Below are 22,648 nucleotides of genomic sequence, written 5' to 3' on the forward strand. Positions count from 1 at the left end.
GCCAGCGACGGGTCGATGCGCACCTTGCGGCATTCCTTGGCGCCGGTCAGGGTCACGCTGACCATGCCGCCACCGGCGCTGCCGGTCACTTCGATCTTGGCGATTTCTTCCTGGGCCTTCTGCAGGTTTTCCTGCATCTTCTGGGCCTGCTGCATCAGTTGGGCGATGTTGCCGCGCATAGTGTCTTACTCGTCAAAAGAACGGATGGAATCGGAAACAACCCGGGCGCCGTGCTGTTGGATCAGCACCTGCACTTCCGGATCGTCCATGAAAACAGCCTCTGCCACCTGCTGCCGCTCGCCACGCTGGCGATCGGCACGCTGGTGCAGGGTCTCGGCCGGAACGTGTTCGGTTTCCACGGTCTCGACCACGATCTTCGGCGCCTGGCCGAGGGCCTTCTCCAGCATCTCGCCCAGGGCGGCCAGCGCGCGCTCCGAGCGCAGATATTCAAATCCGGGCGAAAGACCCAGTTTCAAGGTCCCGTGCTGGCAACTGATGAAGGCGGCGTTGGCGGCCAACTGCCGCGACGGGCCGCTCAGGCCACTGTTGGCGACCAGATCCAGCCAATCCTCGGCGCTGGCCAGATCGCTGACACCTTCCTGCGGCACGGCATCACGTGCCGGGGCCGGCTCGGCCGGCGCGATTGCAATGCCTTCAGTGCTGAACGGGCGCTCGGGCGGCGCAGGCTCGCTGGGAGCCGCGACGGGAGCTGGCGGTTCATGCCAGGGCGCCACCATGGCAGCGTCCGGCCCAGCCATCTCGGCCGCCAGCGCCTTGTCACGCGCCTCGGCTTCGTCGGTGGCCCACGGCGGCAGGTCGTCGCCCGCTTCGGCTTCAACGGATGCCGGTGCCGCTGCTTCGGCCTTCACCGGCGGCGGTGACACGGGCTCTTCCACCGGAACCGGCTCGGGCTCCGGGGTCGGGTCCGGTTCGGGTCGTGGGGCCGGCTCAGGTTCGGGTTCAGGTTCGCGCGGCGCGGCCTGCGCCGGAGCGGCCACCTGGGCTACTACGGCCGGGCTTGCCGAAGTGGCGGCAGCAACCGGTGTCGCTTCGTGGGTACCCGTACCGCTGCCACCACCGGCAGCATTGCCACCCGGCGCATTGCCTGCACCATCCACCGACTTCGGCACCGGCGGGACCGCCGCGGCCGGGCGGAACGCCAGCATGCGCAGCACAGCCATTTCAAAGCCCGCGCGCGGGCTAGGCGCCAGCGGCAGGTCACGACGGCCGTTCAAGGCCATCTGATACCAGAGCTGCACCACTTCCGGACGCAGGCGTTCGGCGAACACCGTCGCATCCAGGCCTTCGGCAGCCGCTGCGGCACCCGGTACCAGCTGCTGCACCTGGATGCGATGCAGGCCTTCGGCCAGCGCTTCCAGTACGCCGCTCCAGTCCGGCGAGAACTCCGCCAGCGCAGCCACCACCTGCAACAGGCGCGGACCATCGCCTTCGGCCAGCGCATCGAGCATCGCTGCCACCTGGGTGCGGTCGACCGTGCCCAGCATGGTGCGCACCACGTCCTCGCGCAGCGCGCCGCCGGCGTAGGCGATCGCCTGGTCCAGCAGCGACAGGCCGTCACGCAGGCTGCCGTCGGCGGCCTTGGCCAGCTGCACGATGGCGCTGCCGTCGGCCTCGATTTCCTCAGCCGCCAGGATGCGGGTCATCTGGCCCTGGATCTGATCCTCGTCCAGGCGCTTGAGGTTGAACTGCAGGCAGCGGCTGAGCACGGTGACCGGCAGCTTCTGCGGGTCGGTGGTGGCCAGCAGGAACTTCACGTGCTCCGGCGGCTCTTCCAGCGTCTTCAGCAGCGCGTTGAACGCCGCCTTGGACAGCATGTGCACTTCGTCGATCAGGTAGACCTTGTACTTGCCACGCGAGGGCATGTACTGCGCGTTCTCGATCACCTCGCGCACGTCATCCACACCGGTGTTGGACGCGGCGTCGATTTCCAGCAGGTCGATGTAGCGGCCAGCGTCGATGTCCAGGCAGGCCGCGCACTGGCCGCATGGGTCTGCGCTGGTGCCCTGCTCGCAGTTCAGCGACTTGGCGAAGATGCGCGCGATGGTGGTCTTGCCCACGCCGCGGGTACCGGTGAACAGGAACGCATGGTGGACCCGGCCGCTGTCCAGCGCGTTGCTGAGCGCACGGACCACGTGTTCCTGGCCCACCAGCTCGGCAAAACGCTTCGGACGCCACTTGCGGGCAAGGACGAGATAGGACATCAGGCCACCGTTTTCCATCGGATGTTCCATTGTGCCATGCCTGTCCAGCCCCCTCGCCTCCGGCACGTCCTTCGCAGGTTCCTGACCGGGGTGCTTGTGAAGTGCCGCGCGGCCCGCTAGAATCTGCGCCCCTGCTGAGGCGTTTGCCGATGGCAGGGATCCGGAGAGGTGTCCGAGTGGTTGAAGGAGCACGCCTGGAAAGTGTGTAAGCGTCTAAACCGCGCTTCGGGGGTTCGAATCCCCCTCTCTCCGCCAGATATTCGAACTAAGCCCCTGATTTTAAGGGGCTTTTTTCTTTTCTGCCCGGCCCAGTATGCCATCCAGTATGCCACAGCGAGTTGCCTGTGGTTGGGGCTCTTTGCGCCGCGCTGTGCATCGCGAAGCAGCGGAAACCCATGACGGCTGCACCACCCACTGACTTCATGCGAAACGTGCCCGACTCCAGCCTGATGCACTTGGCCTACCGGGCTTTGCCGCGGCCGCCTTACTGACCTTTTGCTGACAATGGCCTGGCCCCGCTCGACAGGAATTTCCGGAGAGGTTTCTGGATCACTTGCCGAAATCCGCTCCTTATTCAATTTCCTCGTACCTGCCCAGCATGTCCCCTGAGGACGGCCATCCCGGCTGTCCCGATCGAGGACAAGCACATGCCACTCGGCACCGTTAACGAAATGGCCGCGCAGTTCACTGCGGCGTACCAGGCACTCAAAGACAAGAAAGATACCGAACGGCTCCTTACGCTTATCAAGCCGATGATCCTGACCGCGAAGGCGGACGGCATCAGCGACAAGGAGTTGATTGACCTGATCAATGCCTTGGGTCTGCGAGAGAAGTTCTACCCCGCGAAGCTCAAGGAGCTGCGCGGCCGACTGGGCAAGGCTGAATCGGATGCGCCCGCCAATGGCGAAGAGGATCCGCCGGCGAACGAGGGCTCCCTCCATCCGCTCGCAGCCGCGCTCAGCGGCTGTCTCGAGGGGGCCGCGGCGTGAACATGCTTGCCCCGCTCACGACCTCCCAGGCACCCGACTACAATTTCGGCATGCTCCCGCCGCTGGCCGCAGCTGCCGCGAGGGCAGTTTGCGCCAGGGTCACGGAAGCCTGCCCCGCCCTGGTCCGGACACACCTACTATCGGTCCTATCCTCCGCGGTTGCTCCTCTCTACGTTGTGTCGCCGCCCAACTGGACACCCATTCCCATCGGCGTCAACACGCTATGTATTGCCGATGTTGGTGGAAGTAAAAGCCCTGTACACGAGTGCATGATCCAGCCGCTCAGGGACCACACTCGAGACAGCTTCGCTCGGTATGAGGTCGCGCGGGCCGAAGCGAGCGCCGCGTCGACCGAGCAAAAGTTCCATATCAAACTCCTAAAGGCCGAGATCGCGCGCTGCCTGCGCAAGCAGGAGCCCGCGCAGGAACTTCTTGCGACGCTGGCCGAGCTGCACCGCACGGCCGCGGCGGTCCCCAAACACCGTCCGCGCCTCGCGAGCAACCTTGACCTGGAAAGCCTGCTTCACCAGCTGGATGGCGAGTACGAAGCAGTCGATTTCCTTACCGATGAAGGTGACAAGCTGCTGAGCTCCAGCTTGATGCGCCACGTGTCGGATCTGGTTGATCTGATCGACGGCAAGCCGCTGGAATTTCGTCGAGAGAAGAAGAAGCATCTCTATGCCAGTCAACCACGTGGCACGTTCGGCTTGCTGGCGCAGTCCGCCGCGATCGAGCCGTTCCGTCCCCGATGCAAGCGCAATGAGTACACCGAGCACAAGACCGTCAGGCTCGGCTTCTTCGCTCGTTTCCTCGTCTGTGTCGCCCAGCCGTCGCCTATGGGTAATCGATACGCACCCGCGGGCGACGATGACGAGGCTCTTTCGAATCTCCACGAGGCGCTCAAGGAGCTTTACGACCTGCACCAGGACAACCAGGAGGCCGGTGGCATTGCCCCCATCGAACTGGCGTTCGCACCTGACGCGCTAGGCTATTGGGAAGAGTTGTGCCGCATCACTCAAAATCTAAAGTTCGGACAACTCGCGCACATCACCGACTTCGTCTCGAAGATGCTCAACCTGACCGCTCGCTTGGCTGCAGTCTTCCACGTCTGGGAAAGCCAGACCCACTACGTTTCGATCTCATGTCTCGAGCGTGCCTGGGATCTTGTTTTCTGGCACGCCGCCCAGTATGAGCTGGTGTTCGTCCCACCACCACCTCTGCCCCAACAAGAGGACGACGTGGAGGCCGTCATCGAACACCTGGCGGCCCACCGCTTCTCTATCGACTACAAGGAGGTTCCCACGGAGCACATAGGGCTGTTGCTAGGCCTTCCAAGCAATCGCTTGCGTGCTGCCCTTCTGCGGATGGAGCAACGTGGCCTGATCGAGCTATGCGGCGGCAAGACCACGTTCATCAATTGCATGAAGATGTTCTCTCGATCGCGCAACATTACCTGGCGATGACCGTTACACATCGAACACAAAAAATGCCCGGCAGCCGCCGGGCATTTTTCTTACTAGGCTGTACACCTCACCTTAGCCAATATCTGCAGAAGCATTTCAGGCACTACCCCATCCGACCGAAGCGTTGCCGATCGGTAAGCTAGCTGGTTCTTAGAGAGGCTTATCCCGGCAGCATCCTCAACACTTCTGCAAGCGACCATCCACTCCCTCCAGTTTTCCGAAAGGAATGATTCCAGGTGGTCATCAAATATGGCCGCGACGTCAGAAATGGTGGTGAGCGGAAAGTCCTCTTCAGGCAAGCCAAAGTACCGCATCAACTTGCGGTTCTCCGCCGCATGATTGTTACGCTCACGATCTATGCCATCTTTGTCTCTATTCTTGGCCTTGGCTCTCGCTTCAAATCCGCCGTCAGCATCAAACAGGGCATAGACTGGCACACCAATAGACTTCAGAATCGCATGCGCAAGGGGCATCGATGCCTTGCTCCCCACAGGAACAATCGAGATGCCGGCTGCTTCAAGGCTACCCGGAGAGGTTCTATCTCCAATACCGTAGAACACAGCAGATTCGGTTGTCCCCTCCACAAGAAATGCCCGATTCGCGAAGAGCGCTATCGCAAGCTGGTCAGCCACGTTGTGGTCGAGCCTGCGATCGACCACATCGCCATCTACTGTTCTATTCAGCCTGGCCTTCACATCCTCAACCGTGGCAAAGTGGACCGTCACCACCGGGACTTCGTCAGCGGATCTCGTCAGCCGTCTGATTTGATGGAAATGTCGAGCCTCCAGGAAGTAGGGGCTATGCGTCGCATAGGTCACCTGGATGCGCTTGCCAGCGTCTTCGGCGAGCGACCTGAGCACCTTCGCAAAAGTCTGCGCCTGGATCGGGTGCTGGAAAAGTTCTGGCTCCTCGATCGCCAGACAGATGACTCCCTCGGCCGAGGCTGCGCCCGACTGCGCCAAGAGTTGCAGAGCCGAAATCAGCAGCGTGCGCTGAAAGCCGTGTCCCTGCCGCTCCACCGCAGTCTCGGTGGTGCCGTCGAGCACGGCCACGTCGAACGTCGTGCGAGGTGCCTTGAGTTCCACTTCAGCCGGAGAAACCATGATTGCCCGGCCTGGCGCATAGGTTGTGACAACCTCGTTGAGCTGCGTCGTGATGGTTCCAAGCTGCTCCTTGAACTTCTCCTCATAGACCAGTTGCTGCTTTGCCCGTGACTCCGCAACGATTTCCGCGATCGCCTCATCAGCAGCAGTTCGGTCAATCGAGCGCTCCAGGATTCGGCCGATGATGCTTGCCTTGCCATCGATCGACTCCTCACTTGCCCGAAGGTCGGCCGTCACCAACACGAAGTCAAATAGTCCGCTCATCTTGCCGCCACTGTTGAAACCGAAGAAATTGGTTTGCAAAGCCTCGAGCGCATCGAGCAATTGATCAGTGTGAGCCGCCTCCCAAGTTGTCATTGCCTGATCAACGGCTGGACCAGTATTCGCCGCAGGAAGATCAAGCTCCGGTCGCTCGCGCCGGAGAGTGGCATACAGCTCTTTCTTCGCAGTCGCACCGCCTGCCGCCTTGATGGCATTGAAAGCCGGGAATCCCTTTGCATTGGCGGAGAGCACATCGGCGCCATCAGGGGATCGGCGCTTCCATGCGGTGAACGTGGCGACTCCTTCCGGTGCGTACTTGCCAAGTGCCTCGCGATCCTTCTCGGTGAGGTCTGCAAAGGTGACCTGAACCTCGATGTCTTCGTCAGTCGCCCCAAAAGAGCAATCCTTCTCCGTCAGCGCCCCAGGTTTGCCGTTGAAGAACCAGTCGAGCGCACGAAGCACCGTTGACTTGCCGGCACCGTTCGGCCCAATGAAGGTCGTGACGGAATCGAACGGAATCGTCACGTCTTTCAACGTGCGAAAGTTTCGGATGCGAACGGATTGGATCTTCATTTCGGGCTTCTGCTCCTTGTGTTTTGTGTCGTCTCTCGCCGTGACAGCGACAGAACCTATCCTTTTGCCGCCTCGGTCAAAAGATCGCCAACCGAGCGCGCAACCACATACCGTGCAGGGTTCTCACCAACCCCCAGCGCAGTGAAATGCGCCTTGCCGCATTCGATCTTGGCGCTTTCCTTGTCGCGCAAATCGTCGGTAAACAGGCTGCTCTTGGTTTCCACCACAAAGTACAGGTGCTGGGTGCCGTCTTCTTCCACCAACACGGCCCAGTCGGGGTTGTAGGTACCCAGCGGCGTGGGCACTTTGAACCAGCCTGGCAGCTTGACATAGAGCTTGATGGCGTCGTTCTTCTCCAGCCCATCGGCGAAGTCCCGCTCTGTGGTCGAGTCGTACACCACGTGCTCGTAGATCGACTTCTGGGTATCCAGCAGCATGTTCTTGAGATAGCCGGTGAGCTCCTCCTTCTCGAACAGCTCCTGCGCATAGACATGCTGGTCGCCGAGCTTCTGGTACTTGATGCCATCGACCAGGGCCAAGCGCTTGCAGCGGTTGATAGTTTCGGCGGTCAATTCGATGAACTGCTGCGGATTGCGCTTGAAGTCGTCCAGGCGGCCGCTTCCCGTCAGGATGACGACGATGGTGCGCCGGGTGAGCTGGGTGCGATCCTGCAGGTCGGTCAGCAAATCCGGCAGCTCGATATCCGCCTCGTCCAGCACCACGGTCGCCGCGCCCGCTTTCTCCGTCGCGGCGACACCGGCCTTGCCGATAGAGATGTCGGCCTTGCGCCATTGCAGCCGCGCTTTGGCAATCACCGGAGCCTTCTGCAACGCTGCGATGCAATCCGTCACCAGCTTGGCGTTATCGAACTGCACGCGGTACGTTGTTTGGTGCTTGATGCGGTCCCACAGTGTCTTGAACTCGTCACTCAGATAAACGGCCTTGCCATCTTTGCCCTTGCGCAGCGGCACTTGCCTGCGTTCATCGGCATTCTTGATGTCGAGCCGGCCCGACACCTTGCGCAGCACTTCGGAAATCTGGGCTTTCTGTGCATCAAACTCGGCTGGCAGCTCCAAGGTGCCGTTCTTCAGCGCTGTTTTCAGTGAATCCTGCACCTTGCCCTTGACATCGATATGGCCGGCGGCTTTCAGGTGCTCCCACAGTGCCTTCGATTGCTCCATGCCTAGCGGTGCGGCATGCCCATCAGCGCCGGTCACGGCAATGGCGGCAAATTGGTGCGGCTCCACGATGCCAAAGCGGATGCCCGTGTCTTTCTCGATTTCCTTTTGCAGGTTTTCGGCAAACTGTTCGTAGTTTTCCGTGGCCACCACTGTCAGGGTGTTGACCTCGAAGCCGCGTACCCGCTCGCCATCCTGGTTGACGCACAGGCGCAGGCCGCGACCAATGGTCTGGCGACGCTCGCGCTCGGTCTGAATGTCGCGTAAGGTGCAAATCTGGAACACGTTGGGGTTGTCCCAGCCTTCCTTGAGCGCGGAGTGGGAGAAGATAAACTTCAGCGGCGTGCTGAAGGACAGCAGCTTCTCCTTCTCCTTCATGATCAGGTTGTAGGCGCGCTCGGCGTTCTCCCGGTTACCCGCATTGTTCTCGGCGGTGTCGGTCCAGCCGCCCTTCTTGTCGATGGAGAAATAGCCGTTGTGCACCTCTTCGGCGGCGGACGCCAGATCGATCTCGGCAAACAAGCTCTGGTAGGCCGGCAACTTGGCGGCACGGCGATATTCCTCCTCGAACATCTGCGCATACACGCCCTTGACCGGCTGGCCGTCCGCATCGTACTGACGGTACTTGTCCACCGCGTCGATGAAGAACAGGCTGAGCACCTTGATCCCCAATGGGCGCAGGTGCTTTTCCTTGTCCAGGTGCTCCTTGATCGTGCGGCGGATCATCTCGCGTTGCACGGCCAGCGCATCCACATCACCGTGGGCTTGGCCAGGCTGCAAGAACACTTCGCCGCCGGGGTAGCGCAGTTCCATGAACTCTTCGCCCTTGGCCGTATTGATCTCGCCCACCCGAAAATCGGCATAGATCGCGCGGCCATCGGCGCTCTGCTGAAGGTCGTCGCCATCGCTGACCGTCACCTCCACCCGCTGCACGCCAGTGGCGGCTTGTTTCTCCAGCTCGATCTTGGCGCTGATGCGGCCGCGCTTGTTTTCCACCTTCACCAGGCGCACGAAAGGCTTGTTGTGCGCATCCTCAACCGTGGCCGATGCCACCTCGATCTGCTTAACCAGCTTGCGCTCGTACGCATCCACGGCATTCAGGCGGAACACCATGTGGTGCTTGTCCACATGGGTGGCGGAGTAGCGCAGCGTGCAGAGCGGGTTCATGGCGTCCAGTGCTTCCTTGCCACGACCTTCCAGGCCGCCGTCCACGCTTTGCGGTTCATCCACGATGATGATCGGCCGGGTTGCCTTGATCAGGTCGATGGGCTTCTCGCCGCCGGTTTTCTCGCTCTCTTTGTAGAGGTTGTTCACATCCTTCTTGTTGATAGCACCCACCGTCACCACCATGATCTGGATGTTGGCGCTGGTGGCGAAGTTGCGCACCGGCCCGGGCTTGGCCGAGTCGTACAGGAAGTAATCGAAGGGCACACCCGCGTAGATCCCCTTGAAGTGCTCCTCGGTGATTTGCAGGGTTTTGTAAACGCCTTCCTTGATCGCTACCGACGGCACCACGATCACGAACTTGGTGAAGCCGTAGCGCTTGTTCAGCTCGAAGATCGAGCGCAGGTACACATAGGTCTTGCCGGTGCCGGTCTCCATTTCCACCGTGAAGTCGCCGGACGTCAGCGAGCCGGAAGGCGGTAAGCCACCGCGCAACTGGATGTCAGCCAGATTCTTGAGCAGCTCGTCGTCGAGCAGCGTCAAGCGGTTGCCAACGCCAAGGTCGGACTGCGCCACGCCCAGTGACATCTGCACGTCATCGGGCAATTTCATGGTCACCGTGAATTCGGTGCGGCAGACCTCCTGACCACGGAAAAGATCGCATACAGCCTCGATGGCCTGCATCTGGTAGTCGAGGTTGGGTTCGAAGTGCAGTTTCATGGCAAGCCCCCTTACAAGCTGCGCACGTTCTGGATGCCGTACTGTTCCAGAATGGCGGCGAGGTTGGTCTTGGCCACGTCATCGGCAAAGGCGCTGTCGCGGAACACGCAGGTGGTGTCACCGGCAGGGGCCAACTCCTTGTGCCAGCCGATGATGCCCTGGGCGAGCGGCTCTACCTGTTCGCGGGTGATGGTCTCAGCCAGGCACGCCAGCAGCACGCCGCCGCCAATGGCATGGACGTGAAGGCCTTCGATATTGCGCTGTTCGATGGGCACACACAGATCCAGCCCCAACTTGAGCAGCAGTTCGTAAAGCACATCAGCCTCGCTGCGACCTTCGAGCAGATGATCCTGATGGTCGAATAGTGTGGCTTCCAGATCGTCTGGTTGGGGATTCCAGACGCGGATATTGGAGGTGTCGAGCTTGAAGACGCGGAAGCCGGTGTCGCCCTGCCAGCCAGAGCTTTCAGTCTTAATCTTGGTGCCTGCGCGGCGTAAGCGCTCTTTAGTGAGTTCTGCGATAGAACGAGGCTTGGTGATCTGGTCGCAGAATTCGGCTGCATTTTTCTGCCCCTTATCCTCCGGATCGAGATACTGGGGGAGTTGAACAAGAATAAATCTACGGTTTCCTTCATCTAAGAAATTCTGTGCCATTACTGCATGACCAGTTGTTCCAGTTCCAGCAAAGAAATCAAGAATGATGTCTTGAGGAGACGCACCAATTGTTACAAAGTCACGAATTAATGAGCGAGGTTTTGGAGGGCTATCGAACACATTGCTTCCCAGCAACGATGAAATTTCGGCCGTTCCATTACTACTACTGTACTCAGGCTTGTAGAGAATCGATTTGGGCTTGCTGGTCGGGAGGTCGCCGAGAGTGGCTCGTTGTTTTTTGTAGATATTCTTTCCTGACCTACCTTCAACAACAATCAAGTTAAAGTTTTCATCGTTAATTTTCTTTTTGCTCCACGTCCAAGAGAGCTCTTCGCCTGCCTCTGAAACTGGCCATAGAATTAAATCTGAACCCGAGCGAGGCTCATCATCAAGCGTCGCGTAGACTTCACCCTTTTCGTCAATAAAGACTGGAAACCACCCGTTAGGACGGCGCTCCCTCGATGCATCCTGCCCTGTCCGCCTTAAAGTGTCAGCGCGCTTGTAGAGGCCACGCTCATCTTCCAGCCAATCATCTAGCGATTCCTCTGACACTGGAAGTTGAAAAACCACACATTTTTCCTTATTCCGAGCATAAACAATTGTAAATTCATGAGTATCCGCGAAAGCGAAGGCATCGTTATTGCCTTTCAGATTCATGATAGTCGGCAGTAAGCCGATGAAGTTCTCTTGACCAAAAACTTCGTCCATAATTAGCCGCAAGTTAGTGGCTTCAGAAGAGTCAATGGAGATAATTATTAATCCACTATCGAGAAGAAGATTTTTTGCCAGCTTAAGTCGCGGATACATCATATTCAGCCAGTCGGTATGAAACCGCCCGCTGGCCTCGGTATTGCTGCTAATTCTCTGCCCACCTTTTACCTGTCCGGTCAGTTCCAGATAGTTCTTGATGTTGTCCTGAAAATTGTCCGGGTACACAAAATCCTTGCCGGTGTTGTACGGCGGGTCGATATAAATCAGCTTAACCTTGCCGGCATAGCTTTTTTGCAGCAGCTTGAGCACTTCAAGGTTGTCGCCCTCGATCATCAGGTTCTGGGTGGACTCCCAATCCACGCTGTCTTCCGGGCAGGGGCGCAGCGTGCCCGTGCTGGGCGTGAGCGCCAGTTGGCGGGCGCGGCGTTTGCCATGCCAGTTGAGGCCGTACTTCTCGTCGGCATCGGTGACGGTGGCATCGCCCACCAGCGCCTTGAGCACGTCCACATTCACGGCCACGCCGTCTTTGCCTTCCGTGAGCAGTTCCGGGAACAGCGCCTTGAGCTGTTCGATATTGCCCGCCACCAGGTCGGCGGATTGGGCTTCTGGGCTGGCTGCCGTGAGTTTTTCCATGGTCTTCTCCGTCATTCGTTCAATCTTCAAAGCTGTTGTTGTGCAGCGGCCAGTTCGGACTGGATGCGCTTGAGCGTCAGGTTCAGTTCCACCTGGCGCGCCAGTTGTTTTTCTTTGGCCGCCTCGGCCCGCAGGCGACTGATTTCGCCTTCCAGCCGCTGGCAATCGATCAATGCCTGTCGTCGCGCCGCGGTCTGTTCGGGTGTTGCAGCGGTTTGATAGATTCCCGTCCTTCGCGCTGCGTGCAGGGCCTGCATGCATTCGATCCAACCTTCATAGAGGGCATGTAGCGAAGCCTGGGGCTGACGCGCAATCGCAAGCGACTGCATGAAATTCCGCTCGATGTGGAAAGCAGCCTTCGCATCAACTCCAGGTGTGCCATCGGCTGCTTGAAACAGCGAGGCCGACACCACGTCACCGTCGAGCACGATCTTGCCCGCCTCGTTCTGCGCCCAGCGCTTATGCGCCAGCGAGAGGGTCAGTGTTGGCCCTTCAGCCCGTTTTTCATCCAGCAGCAACAGCACCGGGTAAGGCACGGCCCGATGCACCAGTTCTGCAAGGCGTGAAAGGCTGGCTGGCTTGATGGCTCCGCGCAAGGTGGCGGCCAGCACCGCGACCTCCAGGTATTCGCGCTGCGTATCGCGGTATTCGGGCACGCCGATGGTGTTGGGCTTCAGGGCGGCCAGCCACTGGATGTCTTCAATCGCATCGGAGATCAAGCGCTTGTCAGACGCGGTGGGCGCAGCGTTCTCCAGCAACAGCTTCTTGGGCACGCGCTGATCCACCCGCGCGCTATCGGGAAGACACAGGGCACTGACGACATCCGACCTGCTCATGGCGACAGTGCCGCTCCGAATGCTTTGACCGTTTCTTCGCTGTCGCGCCCGGCAATGGCTTTGCCCATGGCCTGCTCGATCAGCTTCAACAGTGCAGTGGCGCGTTGGCGGACAAACGCATCGAAGTCATCCGAGCGCAGCGCAGGCACCGGAATCACGTGTGAGAGCAGAAACTCGTCCAGGCTATCGGGGGCCACCTGCTTGGCTTTCTGAATGCGGGCGAGGTAAACGCTGGGCGCATCGCCGCTGATAAAACGATTGGTGCCAGCAGCCAGAGGGGCCTTGTTGACCACGCTGTTCCATTTCTCCTTGGGCAACTTCTGCTTTTCGCACCAGGCACGGGGGAACACATGGTGGATGTCGATAGCGTTGTTGAAGTAGGTGTTGAGGTCGATCGGCGTACCGCTGACGAAATCCCGACCACCGTGTTTCATGAGCAAGGCGGCCAGCCCCTTGTAGGCGGCTGCGAGGCGGCTTTGCAGGGACAGCAGGCGCGTCGGCGCAAAGTTGGCGTCGCGCGCCGTGCGCGGTTCGCTGCCCCCTTCGACCCAGGCGACCACGTCCTGGATGTCCATGCCGAAACGGGTTTCGTTGGCGCCGCCGTACAGTTCGCCAAGAACACCGCTCCAGTACCAGCGCAGCAGCTTTTGCTTGACGCCATGTTGCGTTGTGCGGTCTGCCAGATGCGCACAGATGGCAGACAACGGAACGAGCTGCGTGGCATACGGCAGGCTTCGGTCATCGAAGATTTTTTCCTCAGCCAGCAATTCGGCAGCCCGCTTGAAGCCTTTCTCTAAATCGGATTCCAGCGCCTTGAAGTCCGCCAGCGGCAACTTCAGCACGTCGGCGCGCTTGCAACTGACGGATGTGCCAAGCACTTTGTGCCTTTGATAACTGGCCAGCAGCGTGACTGCGGTGAGAAAGCTGGTGCCATCCACTGCCGTGAGTACATCGTGCTTGGCGGTTAGTCGCTCCTGCCGCGCCTCCCAATCATCACGCAGGTTGAATTCATCCGCTGCGAAGGTGGCGGTCATCAACTCGAACACGGTCAGGGTGACACCACCTGTATTGACCTTCTCGAAGACTTGGCACACGGCTTCGCGTGGCGTGTCCTGGGTCAGTTCGATGGCGGGCACCTTGAACTGTTGGAAGCGCAGCCAGATTTCGTTGCGAAACCGCTGCATGAACTGCATGGCTTCCGCTGCGAACTGATGGTGTGCGCTGAAGCCGCTTTCCCAGGCCATGAACCCTTGGATGTCGAACAACAATGCCACGGGAAAGAGCCGCTGGCTGTACTGCTGGTCTGGCGTACTGACGTCCAAATCGACCTTTCGGCCGAAATCCGACGTGACTTGCAGCGTCTCTGGCACCGAGAGTACGGCATCTTCACGGTCCGCCGATTCATCCAGGCATTTGCTCATGTCGAGGAAATAAAGACGACGAATATCCGCGCCTTTCTCCGTGCGTGTCTGCACTGGCTGGCCGCTGCGCAGCGCCAGGTACATGGAGGTCAGGCGTTGCTGACCATCAAGCACGAGGGTCTTAGGAGCAGGCGCAGGCTGCAGGTTTACACCGGCAAACAAGCGGGGCTTGAATGGCACGCCGCCTGCTTCCAGAAACATGACTGCGCCAATCGGGTAGGAGAGCGAGAGGCTTGCGATCAATGACCGAATATGGTTGTCATCCCACACCCAACCGCGTTGGAAGTCAGGAAGCTGGATTTGCCCCGATGCGATTCCATCGAGGACATCTTTCAATGCGGGTTCGGCGGTGCGAAAGCTCATGCTGGTCCTTGTAATCAAATACTTGGCTGATCGGGCAACACAACGAGGAATGCCACCACCTCAAAGTCGCCGCTGCCGGCGAACTCGCCTTTCATGGCGTGCGTGCCACCGGGCGTGAAAAGGCTGGCCACGGCCCGTTCCTCTTGCTTCCCGGCGACGGAGGCCACCGCCGCAGCGAGCAGCTTCTGGGCGTGGCGCATGTCTTCGCCGCCTTTGGTTGCCTTGTCGAAACGTGCGCAGGCACTGTCATCTGGCCGTTCGCGCCCGAGCGCCAGGCGCTTGAGGCGATCCAGGATGCGCTTGGCCTGCGGGTACGGCAGCAACACGGTGCTGTCATCGCCGACATGCACCAGGTAGTGCGGCGCCAGCGGGTAGTCGGACGTTGTTGCGGACTTTGCTGCCGGGCCGCAGGCTTGCAGGCAGAAGATCACGCCGGGCGGAATGTCGGCATCCAGCGTGGTGGTGACCGCATAAGCACCCAGCGGCTGGGTGTCCAGCTTGCCAGGGTGTGCTTTCAGGAACTGCGCCAGGTCGATGCGGAAGTCGGTCAGGGTGAGGTCGGTGATCGCCACGCCAGTCGACAGGTCTTCCATGTCGATCACCGTGTCCTGCAGCTTGAGCAGTTGCTTGCGCCGGTACTCCAGGTCGTTCATGGCGTTGCCGGATTGCTGCTCGATCAGGTTTTCTTCGCCAGTGGCCGAGACATCGAGCAGCACCATGCGGCCGCTGACGCGCTGCTCCAGGTTGATGTATTCCTCCAGCTCCATGTTGGGCCAGAAGTTCACGAGCTGGATGCGCTGATTGGGCGATCCGATGCGGTCGATACGCCCGAAGCGCTGGATGATGCGCACCGGGTTCCAGTGAATGTCGTAGTTGATCAGCCAGTCGCAGTCTTGGAGGTTCTGCCCTTCGGAGATGCAGTCGGTGGCGATCAGCAGGTCGATTTCGCCTTCATCCGCCAGGTCTTGCGGGCGCTCTTTAGCGCGCGGCGCGAAGGCCGAGAGCACGTCGCCCATGCGCTTACTTAAGCCCGGCATGGTGGTTTGAATGCCGGCGCTGCCTGTAACGACCGCCGAATGCACACCCAGCGTATCCCTGGCCCAGGGGGCAAGTTGGGCGTAGAGATAGTGCGCCGTGTCGGAGAAGGCGGTGAACACGATGATCTTGCGGTTGGCTTTGCCATCGTGGGTGTTGATGGGCTGGGCGCATTTGCGAGCAATCATGTCGCGCAAGGCTGCCAGCTTGGCATCGCGCGCGGCATCCACTTGACGCGCTGCCGCCAGCAGGGTGGCCAGACGATTGCGGTCTTCCAACAAATCCTGTTTCCAGCGGATCAGGTCCACGTCGCCCAGCAGCACCTTAACCTTGCGGCCGACCAGCAAGGCCTCGAACGCCGGGTCGTCGATATCGACGTCGGCAATGTCAATTTCCTCCAGCGCTTCGGCATGGGATTCGATGCGTGCCAGCGTGTTCTCTACATCCTTGAGTTGGCGCTGTACGGTCAGGGTGAAGGCCGACACACAGCTTTCCATGCGTTTGAGCACGTTCACGCGCAGCAGGTGGATCAGGCTTTCTTCACGATCCGCCTGGCGGAAGAAACCTTCGCCGCCACGCACCTGGGTGCTGTACTTGGCGTCGTAGGCCGCCTGCTTGTGGGGCAGCACATAGCGCAGCGGCGCGTAGCTGGCAAGGGTGAGCCGACGGATCTCCTGGTTGATGTCGCGGATGGCACGGAACTCGCCCGCAAGGTCTACGTCAGCCTTGATGTTGATGGGCGGCAGTCGGTCGGGGAAGCGGCCGGTCTCGCTGGTGCCGTAGTACTTCTCCACATGCCGCCTGGAGCGGGCAATGGTGAGATGGTCCAGCAGGGTGAAGTAGTCAAAGCCCAGCATCTCCACCAACTGACTGGGAGTCTTTTCAGCTTCGTCCAGCGCCAGCCAGCGGTTGAACTGCGCCTGCGCCTTGCGGGTCGTGGCCTCGATGCTGGCGATGCCGTGTTCCAACAGGGCGGTGTCGTCGCCTTCGGTGGCAAAGGCAATCTGGTTGCGCAGGTCGGCCAAGCGATTGTTCACCGGTGTGGCGGAGAGCATCAGCACGCGGGTTTTGACGCCTTCACGGATGATGCGTCGCATCAGGCGGTCGTAGCGCGATTCCTTGCCCTTGTGCGTGGCCTTGTTGCGGAAGTTGTGCGACTCGTCGATCACGACCAGGTCGTAGTTGCCCCAGTTCACATGAGACAGGTCGATGTCGCCCGACAGGCCGCCATCACGCGACAGGTCGGTGTGGTTGAGCACGTCGTAGTTGAACCGATCAGCTGCAAGGATGTTGCGCTTGTCGTTGGCCTTGTAAAGCGTCCAGTTGTCGCGCAGGCGTTTGGGCGCCAGCACCAGCACGCGGTCGTTGCGCAGCTCGTGATACTTGATGATGGCCAGGGCTTCGAAGGTTTTGCCCAGCCCCACGCTGTCGGCGATGATGCAACCACCAAAGCGGCTCAGCTTGTCGATGGCACCCACCACACCATCGCGCTGGAACTTGAATAGCTTCTTCCACACCACGGTATTGCGAATGCCGGTGGCGGACTTGACGATGCGCTCCTCGTCCATCTCGTCGCCGCTGCCCTGAAACAGGCGATGCAGCATCAAGGTGTAGATGGTGAAGGGATCGCGGTGCTCACCCAGGGCCTGCAGTGCTTCAAGGATGGACTCGCTCTCGTTGCGCGGGCCTTTGGAGTCGGTGGCATCAGCACCATGCAAGCCTGACCACTGGTGATCAAACCATTGGGCGAGCTGCGCGGCTTCGTCGGCCGTTTCTGATGCCTGGATCAGGTTCAGCGGGTTGCCCGGCGTCAGGCCAAGGCCAGACGTGTTGAAGGCAAAAGAACCCAGAATCACTTGCGCAGGAGCCCCGTCCGGCCCACGCATAACGGCAGCTCCCTGCGGCACCCCTTTTGATGCCCGCCGAAGCTCCACTTTCTCAATGATCCATTTCGCGCATTGATTGGCCAACCAGCGTGCCTGCAGACGATTACGCGCAGCGCGGTCGCCCTCCGTACCCAAGAGTTCAAGTGCCTCGTTATCAGGAGGCACGATCAATTGAACTCGATCCAGAGCGGACAACGCCTCCCGGATTTCTGAAAAGGCGTAGAGCGAAAAAGAAGGCGTTACACAGTTGAGTCGGTTGCCGTGCTTGAGGTGAGGCCTCATCAAGTCGATGACGCGTTGTGTTCCGGTGTTTTGGATCAGCTTCATGGTCGTTTCCGTTCAGCCAGCAATCGACGTTTCTGCACTCGGTGATGCATACCCCGGCGCCAGCACTGCATTGCGCACGCCGTAGATGGCGAGATGGTCCTTCAACCAAAGCCGGTACTCCGGGCCGCGCAAACTATGGTCAGGGGAACAGTCCACACTCCACTTGCGCAGGATGTAGCCGGCCGTGGCGGCCCGCAGCTTCATGTGCAGCGCGCCACCCTGCATGCCGTAGTCCATTTCCGTGATTTCGGGCCGGGGCTGATCTGGATGGGGCACCAGCTCCAGTTCGACGATCCGGGTCCACTGAATGTCTTGATCGCTCATCTCATGGGGAGCCACTGACTGGTCCTTGAGGATGACGGGACGTTTGATCCGGGTGATGACGAAGTCCCGGAAGTCCTGGGACTTGCGATCGAAGGCGCGAACGTGCCAGCGCAGGCCGTTGTCGATCAGCGCAAACGGAACGATCTCGCGCTCCGTGCGACCGCTTGAGATGGAGTGGTACTCGATGCTCAGCGGGCCTTCCTGATGGATTGCCCGGGTCACATGCGCCAGGATGTCCAAGTCAGGATGGGTGAGCCGGGACGGACTTTCACTGGCGACCCATGCCTTGAGCCGCATTGGCTCGCCATCACCGAAGCCCTGAGTCAGCCATGAGAGCACCCGCTCTGGCGGGAAGTCGAAGACGGGCTGAAAGCTAGGCCCCAGCACGTAGGACTTGCCCTTGGCGTCGTAGTCGATGTTGCCGGGAGCCAGCTCTTTGTACAGAGCCAAGTCCCTGGATGCCGCCGCGGACTGAATGCCAAATCGCGTGACCAAGTCCTGGCGACGCATCTCCCCAATGAAGCGCACGCGCAGCTCCACGAACGCGAGCCGGTCGCGCTGTGGCTGGGTGAGATCTGCAAGCTTTTCGTTTGACATCCTGGCTAGCTCGTTCGGTCAGCGAATGCTTGTAGGAGCTATTTATGACAGTCTATGGTCTGCGATAGTAGTATGTACATGAATCTATTGTAACTCACTCATATGTCGCATTTTGACAACCATAAGCCGAGGCGGCTCCGATATGCCTGAGACCCGACTGGGCTAGGGCCGGATCACTGAGGAGGCCCTGGCGATCTACGCGTCAAGGACTGGGAGATCGGCGAATACAGGTACAACGAAGATCTGAACCAGCGGATCTGGCGCAAGTACCCGGGATTCTGAGAGAGAGTGAACTGGCGTGGGCGCAATCGACGGCATCGCCCGTTGTGCCGAGCAGAGCCAAAAAAAATGCGGAACTCCCGCAGATGGACACCGTGGCGTCCATCTGGGGTTCTCAGCACGCGCACCTTTCGACGCCTACCTAACATCGCTTGCTGGCCGCCCGGCTGTCGGGAGAAGGCAGCTACAGCCACCCTCTCTCTGCCAAGCTCACCGTCTGACGTCCACCCACGATGACGTGGTCAATAACTCGTACATCAACCAACGCCAACGCTTGCTTGAGCCTCGCCGTAACGACCCGGTCTGCGGCAGACGGTTCCGGGTCACCTGACGGATGGTTGTGAGCCAGGATGACCGCGGCTGCGTTTAGGCGCAGGGCCTGTTTCACGACTTCCCGGGGATGCACCTCGGCCCCGTCTATGGAGCCGTAGAACAGCTCCGTGTAACGGATCAGGCGATGCCGGGAATCCAGCATCACTGCAGCGAACACTTCGCGTTCTGCCCCGCCCAACTTGGCCAGGAAGAACTCAGCGGCGATCTTGGGGTCGCTGAAGCAAGTGCCCCGTTGCATCTTGGCGTCGACGATCTGCTTGGCCGCGGCCAAGACGGCCTCGGCGTCCGCGGGGGCATAGTGTTTGGTACTGCTGCGCACGTAGAGGCCCAGCACCGGTTCGTCTGTCATTTCGTGATCTCCAGTAAGCCGAAAAGGGCGCTCGCGCGCCCTTCGGTGGTCGTCAATGATTGGCGCCTGTGGTCGCAGCACCTGGTGTGGCAGCCGTGTCAGCCGGTCCCGAGTCGGGCGACTTTCTCCTGCAGGCGCGCGCGCAGGGCCGGCGGCGGGGCCGGCTGCGCCCGACCAGGCTCGCCCTGCTCGGCATCGGGATAGAACTCCTCCACGAGGGCCGGCACGTCCTCCTCCAGCTCTTCGAACGCCCCGTTGGCGAATCCACGTCGGGCCGCCTCGTCCAACGCGCCCTGGTCGACCCCGGCCGCGCGTCGCCGCGCGTCCAGCTCGCGGGCATCGGCAATGGCCTGTTCCAGCGTCATGCCGGAGCGCACCGCCAGATCCACGTAGTAGATCGGGGCGCAGTGGCTCATCGTCGTTGACTTGCCCCGCAGCTTCAGCTCCAGTTGCATGCAGGCCAACAACCCGCTCGAAACGGCGGCGTAGTACTGCATTCGGGCCGCCAGCGTCCGGATCGTGTTGAAGGAGGTCGTCCGCAGCACGAAGCTCCCCAGCGCGTCCTCGTCGGCATCGCCCACCAGGACGTTGAGACGCGCGTAGGCCTTGCAGTCGCCGGCCGCGTAAGGGCAGCCCGTGGGACCCGGACACGGCAGCGAGGCGATCCCCTCCTGGGTGGTCCGCCGACAGGTCTCGCCATTACCGACGCACAACGGGCGCCCCGTGGCGCGATCGAACAACGAGTAGTCGGCCCGGAGGTTCAGGCTCGGGTCGTTGAACATCAGCTGGACGGGAATCGAGCGTAGCTTGCCCCCTGCGGCCTGGCGCAGCACCTCGTCCAGGGGATGCAGGATCCAGCCGTCCCGGTTCTGGATCTGGCTGGTCAGGGTGAACTGGTCATCCTTCTCCGGCAGGCGCTTGCCGTTGCGCTCGACAACGCGCCCGATGGAAATCCGCCCGACCACTGGCGGGGTAATCACAAGTCCCTTCAACATGGTGTCGCCCTCTAAGGTTGGTTGGGGGTGTCGGTGTGGACGGCCAGAACGAACCGGCGCGCTCCGGGACGCACGACCGAGTACCGGGCCGCAATGTCGGGGCGCTCGGCGGTCAGCCGCTTGGCGTCGAACGACGTGCCGTCCTTAGCCCGCCGGTAGGTGACCGAGCCATTGGCGAAGATCGCTTTGGATGCATCGCCCATGGTCTGCTGGATTGCCTGCTTGAGCGTTTCGGCCCGTTGCTGCTGGGCGTCGAGCTCCGAGCGCAGCCCGGCCAGCTCGTCGAAGACCTGGCAAAGCGCCACATCGCCTGTGAAATCCAGACTGGTGTCGTTACCGGGGTACAGATGGCGCAGGGCCCGGGCGGCCGACTCGCTACCGTCCGCGGCCGGCGGCGTGTCGGTCTCGACGCACTCCCAGAAGCGGGCCTCCAGCACCACCAGGCGGGCGATGATGTCTTCGTCCCGGACGATCCGGTGGATCTGCAGGTCCTGGCCGCAGAGCAGAACTGCCACGTCCGCGGCATGCTTGCCTGTAACTGCCAACTGGTGCTGGACCTGCAGCTGGACGTACTCGGGCACCCCGTCCTTCCACAAGCGCGACCCGAATTCCCCCGCGGTCTTGCACTCCAGGATCTGGACGTCCGGATCGCCCACGACCTCGCGGTCGATGTTGGCGAGCATGAACGCAAGGGTCGGATGCTGGAGGACGGCGTTGAGCTTGCGAACCTTGCGGCCCGTCCTCTGCTGGTAGGCCACGGCCACATACGGCTCCAGCAAAGTGCCCCAGTAGCGCGGATCGTCCATGCCCGGCTGATCGTCGCTGGCCGGCTGCCGCCCGGTCTTCTCCAGCCACAGCTCCAGCTGGCTCTTGTAAGGGTTCAAACCAACGGCCGTGGCCGCATCGGAGCTGCCGATGCCACCACGGCGCACCTCAAGCCACTGCCCGCGGTCCAGCGTGCGCGTATCGACCAGGCGCAGCGCGTTCTGCTTCTTCATGTGCAATCTCCCAAATGAAAACGCCCGGCCAGATGGCCGGGCGTTATGACGTGTTGGTCAAGGACGGGAACCTCAGGACACCAGTTCCAAGACGCTTTCCCAGGCCTTCTGCTTGATTTGCGCACCTTGCCCAAACCACGCCGCGTCTCGACGGTGGTCGTCACTACGTGCGCGGCGGTGGTGGTCTACGAACTCTGTAACGCTATTGAGCAGGCCCCAGGCGGTGCCTCGGCTGGAGGCCAGAATCGCCCCACGTCCACCGCCTTCGTACAAAGCCCGGGCGTTCGCCAATGCCTGCTCGTTGACCACGGTCGCCTTGCCCTCTGCAACCGGGTAGGTCAGCACGCGACGCAACAGGCCCTCCACCGAGTCTGGATCCACCGGGCATTCGGCGAGCGCCTTCATCCGGGCGACAAAACCATCCCAGGCCGAGACGGTGATGCCCAGCTGCCGTTTCACCGTGTCCGCGTCGAAATGGCTGCGGTGCGGCACCTTGATCGCACCGCTGGCGCCCCCCAATGCGATCCGCAACGTGTTGTTGCAGACCACGCGCACCGATGTGAACTGGGCGGTGGTAGCGAGCGTCCCGTCACACGCCGTGGCCAGCAGCAGGTACCCGTCCACGCGGTCCCGCCCCTTGAGAGCCGTGCTTTGCCCGGTCTTAGCCAATGCCCAGAACTTGCGGCCCTCCCGGAGCACGCCGGCAGTCTCAAGCTCGAAGCCACTGTGTGCTGTCAGGTCACGGTAGAACTCCAATATCTCCCCGGGCTGCACCACCTTGAAGCGCTCGCTGACGACCGCCAGCGGCGCTTTAGTGTCCGAGCGATACAGCACCTTCTGCCCGGGGAAGGCGTTGATCACGCCGACGTTGTTGTTGCCGGTGATGTAGCGCACCTCGGACTCTTCGACCTCCCAGTCCATCCCGGCCTGCTCCCTCCAGACGTCGATCGGCTGGTGGCGTGCCAGCTTGTTGCCCAGGCCGTGCCACGGCTTCTCGCCGGCGTAGGCCATCGATTGAACTAGATGCATGGGAACTCCATTCGGTTGACGGCACAAAAGCAGAAGGCCCGCCGGTAAAGGCGGGCCTTCTGCTGCCAGGACACTGGCTCAGGGAAAGCGAATGTCCCGCTTGGTCAGCAGGCTCACCAGAATTACAGCGGCCAGCGTTACAAGCTGAACAATCGTCTCCTTGGTGTCATCGCGCATGGCTCTGACCTTGCCGTAAGCGCTTGGGA

At 60.9% G+C, this 22,648-nt stretch carries 15 protein-coding genes and 1 tRNA gene; 3 read left to right on the top strand and 13 right to left on the bottom strand.

What is annotated here, in order from left to right:
- On the bottom strand, nt 1-179 hold a 179-nt coding region (locus ACMZ91_RS01715), incomplete at its 3' end, for a YbaB/EbfC family nucleoid-associated protein (RefSeq protein WP_495497642.1).
- 6 nt (nt 180-185) lie between these two features.
- A complete protein-coding gene (gene dnaX, locus ACMZ91_RS01720) occupies nt 186-2,240 on the bottom strand; it encodes a DNA polymerase III subunit gamma/tau (protein WP_414577451.1) in 2,055 nt (684 codons plus the stop codon).
- 144 nt (nt 2,241-2,384) lie between these two features.
- Between dnaX and ACMZ91_RS01725 the strand changes: the two genes are divergently transcribed.
- The 3 genes from ACMZ91_RS01725 (at nt 2,385) to ACMZ91_RS01735 (ending at nt 4,674) form a co-directional block, all read left to right on the top strand.
- Nucleotides 2,385-2,477, top strand: a tRNA-Ser gene (locus ACMZ91_RS01725).
- 392 nt (nt 2,478-2,869) lie between these two features.
- Entirely contained in the window at nt 2,870-3,211 is a 342-nt protein-coding gene (locus ACMZ91_RS01730) for a hypothetical protein (RefSeq protein ID WP_049407008.1), read from the top strand.
- A gap of 50 nt (nt 3,212-3,261) precedes the next feature.
- Entirely contained in the window at nt 3,262-4,674 is a 1,413-nt protein-coding gene (locus ACMZ91_RS01735) for a YfjI family protein (RefSeq protein WP_414577483.1), read from the top strand.
- 53 nt (nt 4,675-4,727) lie between these two features.
- Here ACMZ91_RS01735 and ACMZ91_RS01740 read toward each other — a convergent pair whose 3' ends face one another.
- The 11 genes from ACMZ91_RS01740 to ACMZ91_RS01790 all read right to left on the bottom strand — a co-directional run bounded on the left by ACMZ91_RS01740 (nt 4,728) and on the right by ACMZ91_RS01790 (nt 22,442).
- Nucleotides 4,728-6,611, bottom strand: a complete 1,884-nt coding sequence (locus ACMZ91_RS01740; protein WP_414577453.1) for an ATP-dependent nuclease — start codon at nt 6,609-6,611, stop codon at nt 4,728-4,730.
- Nucleotides 6,612-6,667: 56 nt separating this feature from the next.
- Nucleotides 6,668-9,673, bottom strand: a complete 3,006-nt coding sequence (locus ACMZ91_RS01745) for a type III restriction-modification system endonuclease (RefSeq protein WP_414577455.1) — start codon at nt 9,671-9,673, stop codon at nt 6,668-6,670.
- Between the two features lie 11 nt (nt 9,674-9,684).
- Entirely contained in the window at nt 9,685-11,670 is a 1,986-nt protein-coding gene (locus ACMZ91_RS01750; RefSeq protein WP_414577457.1) for a site-specific DNA-methyltransferase, read from the bottom strand.
- Nucleotides 11,671-11,696: 26 nt separating this feature from the next.
- Entirely contained in the window at nt 11,697-12,506 is an 810-nt protein-coding gene (locus tag ACMZ91_RS01755) for a DUF4391 domain-containing protein (protein WP_043033689.1), read from the bottom strand.
- Nucleotides 12,503-14,290 (bottom strand): GmrSD restriction endonuclease domain-containing protein, encoded by a 1,788-nt coding sequence (locus tag ACMZ91_RS01760; RefSeq protein WP_414577459.1) that lies wholly within the window; start codon nt 14,288-14,290, stop codon nt 12,503-12,505. The genes ACMZ91_RS01755 and ACMZ91_RS01760 overlap by 4 nt, the downstream gene beginning before the upstream one ends.
- A 14-nt stretch (nt 14,291-14,304) precedes the next feature.
- The gene (locus tag ACMZ91_RS01765; RefSeq protein ID WP_414577461.1) at nt 14,305-17,538 is read right to left on the bottom strand and encodes a helicase-related protein; all 3,234 of its coding nucleotides are present in this window, start codon (nt 17,536-17,538) and stop codon (nt 14,305-14,307) included.
- A gap of 12 nt (nt 17,539-17,550) precedes the next feature.
- The gene (locus ACMZ91_RS01770) at nt 17,551-18,459 is read right to left on the bottom strand and encodes a WYL domain-containing transcriptional regulator (RefSeq protein ID WP_043033692.1); all 909 of its coding nucleotides are present in this window, start codon (nt 18,457-18,459) and stop codon (nt 17,551-17,553) included.
- A 463-nt stretch (nt 18,460-18,922) separates the two neighbouring features.
- Complete coding sequence (radC, locus tag ACMZ91_RS01775) at nt 18,923-19,420, bottom strand: RadC family protein (protein WP_414577463.1); 498 nt, start codon at nt 19,418-19,420, stop codon at nt 18,923-18,925.
- A 98-nt stretch (nt 19,421-19,518) separates the two neighbouring features.
- Nucleotides 19,519-20,415: a recombination directionality factor gene (locus ACMZ91_RS01780; RefSeq protein ID WP_414577464.1), complete on the bottom strand. Its 897-nt coding sequence runs from the start codon at nt 20,413-20,415 to the stop codon at nt 19,519-19,521.
- Between the two features lie 11 nt (nt 20,416-20,426).
- The gene (locus ACMZ91_RS01785; RefSeq protein ID WP_414577466.1) at nt 20,427-21,413 is read right to left on the bottom strand and encodes a YqaJ viral recombinase family nuclease; all 987 of its coding nucleotides are present in this window, start codon (nt 21,411-21,413) and stop codon (nt 20,427-20,429) included.
- A 72-nt stretch (nt 21,414-21,485) separates the two neighbouring features.
- The gene (locus tag ACMZ91_RS01790) at nt 21,486-22,442 is read right to left on the bottom strand and encodes a DUF932 domain-containing protein (protein WP_414577468.1); all 957 of its coding nucleotides are present in this window, start codon (nt 22,440-22,442) and stop codon (nt 21,486-21,488) included.
- Nucleotides 22,443-22,648: the final 206 nt, after the last annotated feature.

The organism is Stenotrophomonas sp. FR024 (assembly GCF_047500745.2).
GTDB lineage: Bacteria > Pseudomonadota > Gammaproteobacteria > Xanthomonadales > Xanthomonadaceae > Stenotrophomonas > Stenotrophomonas maltophilia_A.

What these genes read in the sequence shown, in the direction of transcription:
- dnaX (WP_414577451.1), bottom strand. Translation starts at nt 2,240, where the DNA reads ATGGAAAACGGTGGCCTGATGTCCTATCTCGTCCTTGCCCGCAAGTGG.
- ACMZ91_RS01785 (WP_414577466.1), bottom strand. Translation starts at nt 21,413, where the DNA reads ATGAAGAAGCAGAACGCGCTGCGCCTGGTCGATACGCGCACGCTGGAC.
- ACMZ91_RS01730 (WP_049407008.1), top strand. Translation starts at nt 2,870, where the DNA reads ATGCCACTCGGCACCGTTAACGAAATGGCCGCGCAGTTCACTGCGGCG.
- ACMZ91_RS01735 (WP_414577483.1), top strand. Translation starts at nt 3,262, where the DNA reads ATGCTCCCGCCGCTGGCCGCAGCTGCCGCGAGGGCAGTTTGCGCCAGG.
- radC (WP_414577463.1), bottom strand. Translation starts at nt 19,420, where the DNA reads ATGACAGACGAACCGGTGCTGGGCCTCTACGTGCGCAGCAGTACCAAA.
- ACMZ91_RS01760 (WP_414577459.1), bottom strand. Translation starts at nt 14,290, where the DNA reads ATGAGCTTTCGCACCGCCGAACCCGCATTGAAAGATGTCCTCGATGGA.
- ACMZ91_RS01790 (WP_414577468.1), bottom strand. Translation starts at nt 22,442, where the DNA reads ATGCATCTAGTTCAATCGATGGCCTACGCCGGCGAGAAGCCGTGGCAC.
- ACMZ91_RS01780 (WP_414577464.1), bottom strand. Translation starts at nt 20,415, where the DNA reads ATGTTGAAGGGACTTGTGATTACCCCGCCAGTGGTCGGGCGGATTTCC.
- ACMZ91_RS01745 (WP_414577455.1), bottom strand. Translation starts at nt 9,673, where the DNA reads ATGAAACTGCACTTCGAACCCAACCTCGACTACCAGATGCAGGCCATC.
- ACMZ91_RS01740 (WP_414577453.1), bottom strand. Translation starts at nt 6,611, where the DNA reads ATGAAGATCCAATCCGTTCGCATCCGAAACTTTCGCACGTTGAAAGAC.
- ACMZ91_RS01750 (WP_414577457.1), bottom strand. Translation starts at nt 11,670, where the DNA reads ATGGAAAAACTCACGGCAGCCAGCCCAGAAGCCCAATCCGCCGACCTG.
- ACMZ91_RS01765 (WP_414577461.1), bottom strand. Translation starts at nt 17,538, where the DNA reads ATGAAGCTGATCCAAAACACCGGAACACAACGCGTCATCGACTTGATG.
- ACMZ91_RS01755 (WP_043033689.1), bottom strand. Translation starts at nt 12,506, where the DNA reads ATGAGCAGGTCGGATGTCGTCAGTGCCCTGTGTCTTCCCGATAGCGCG.
- ACMZ91_RS01770 (WP_043033692.1), bottom strand. Translation starts at nt 18,459, where the DNA reads ATGTCAAACGAAAAGCTTGCAGATCTCACCCAGCCACAGCGCGACCGG.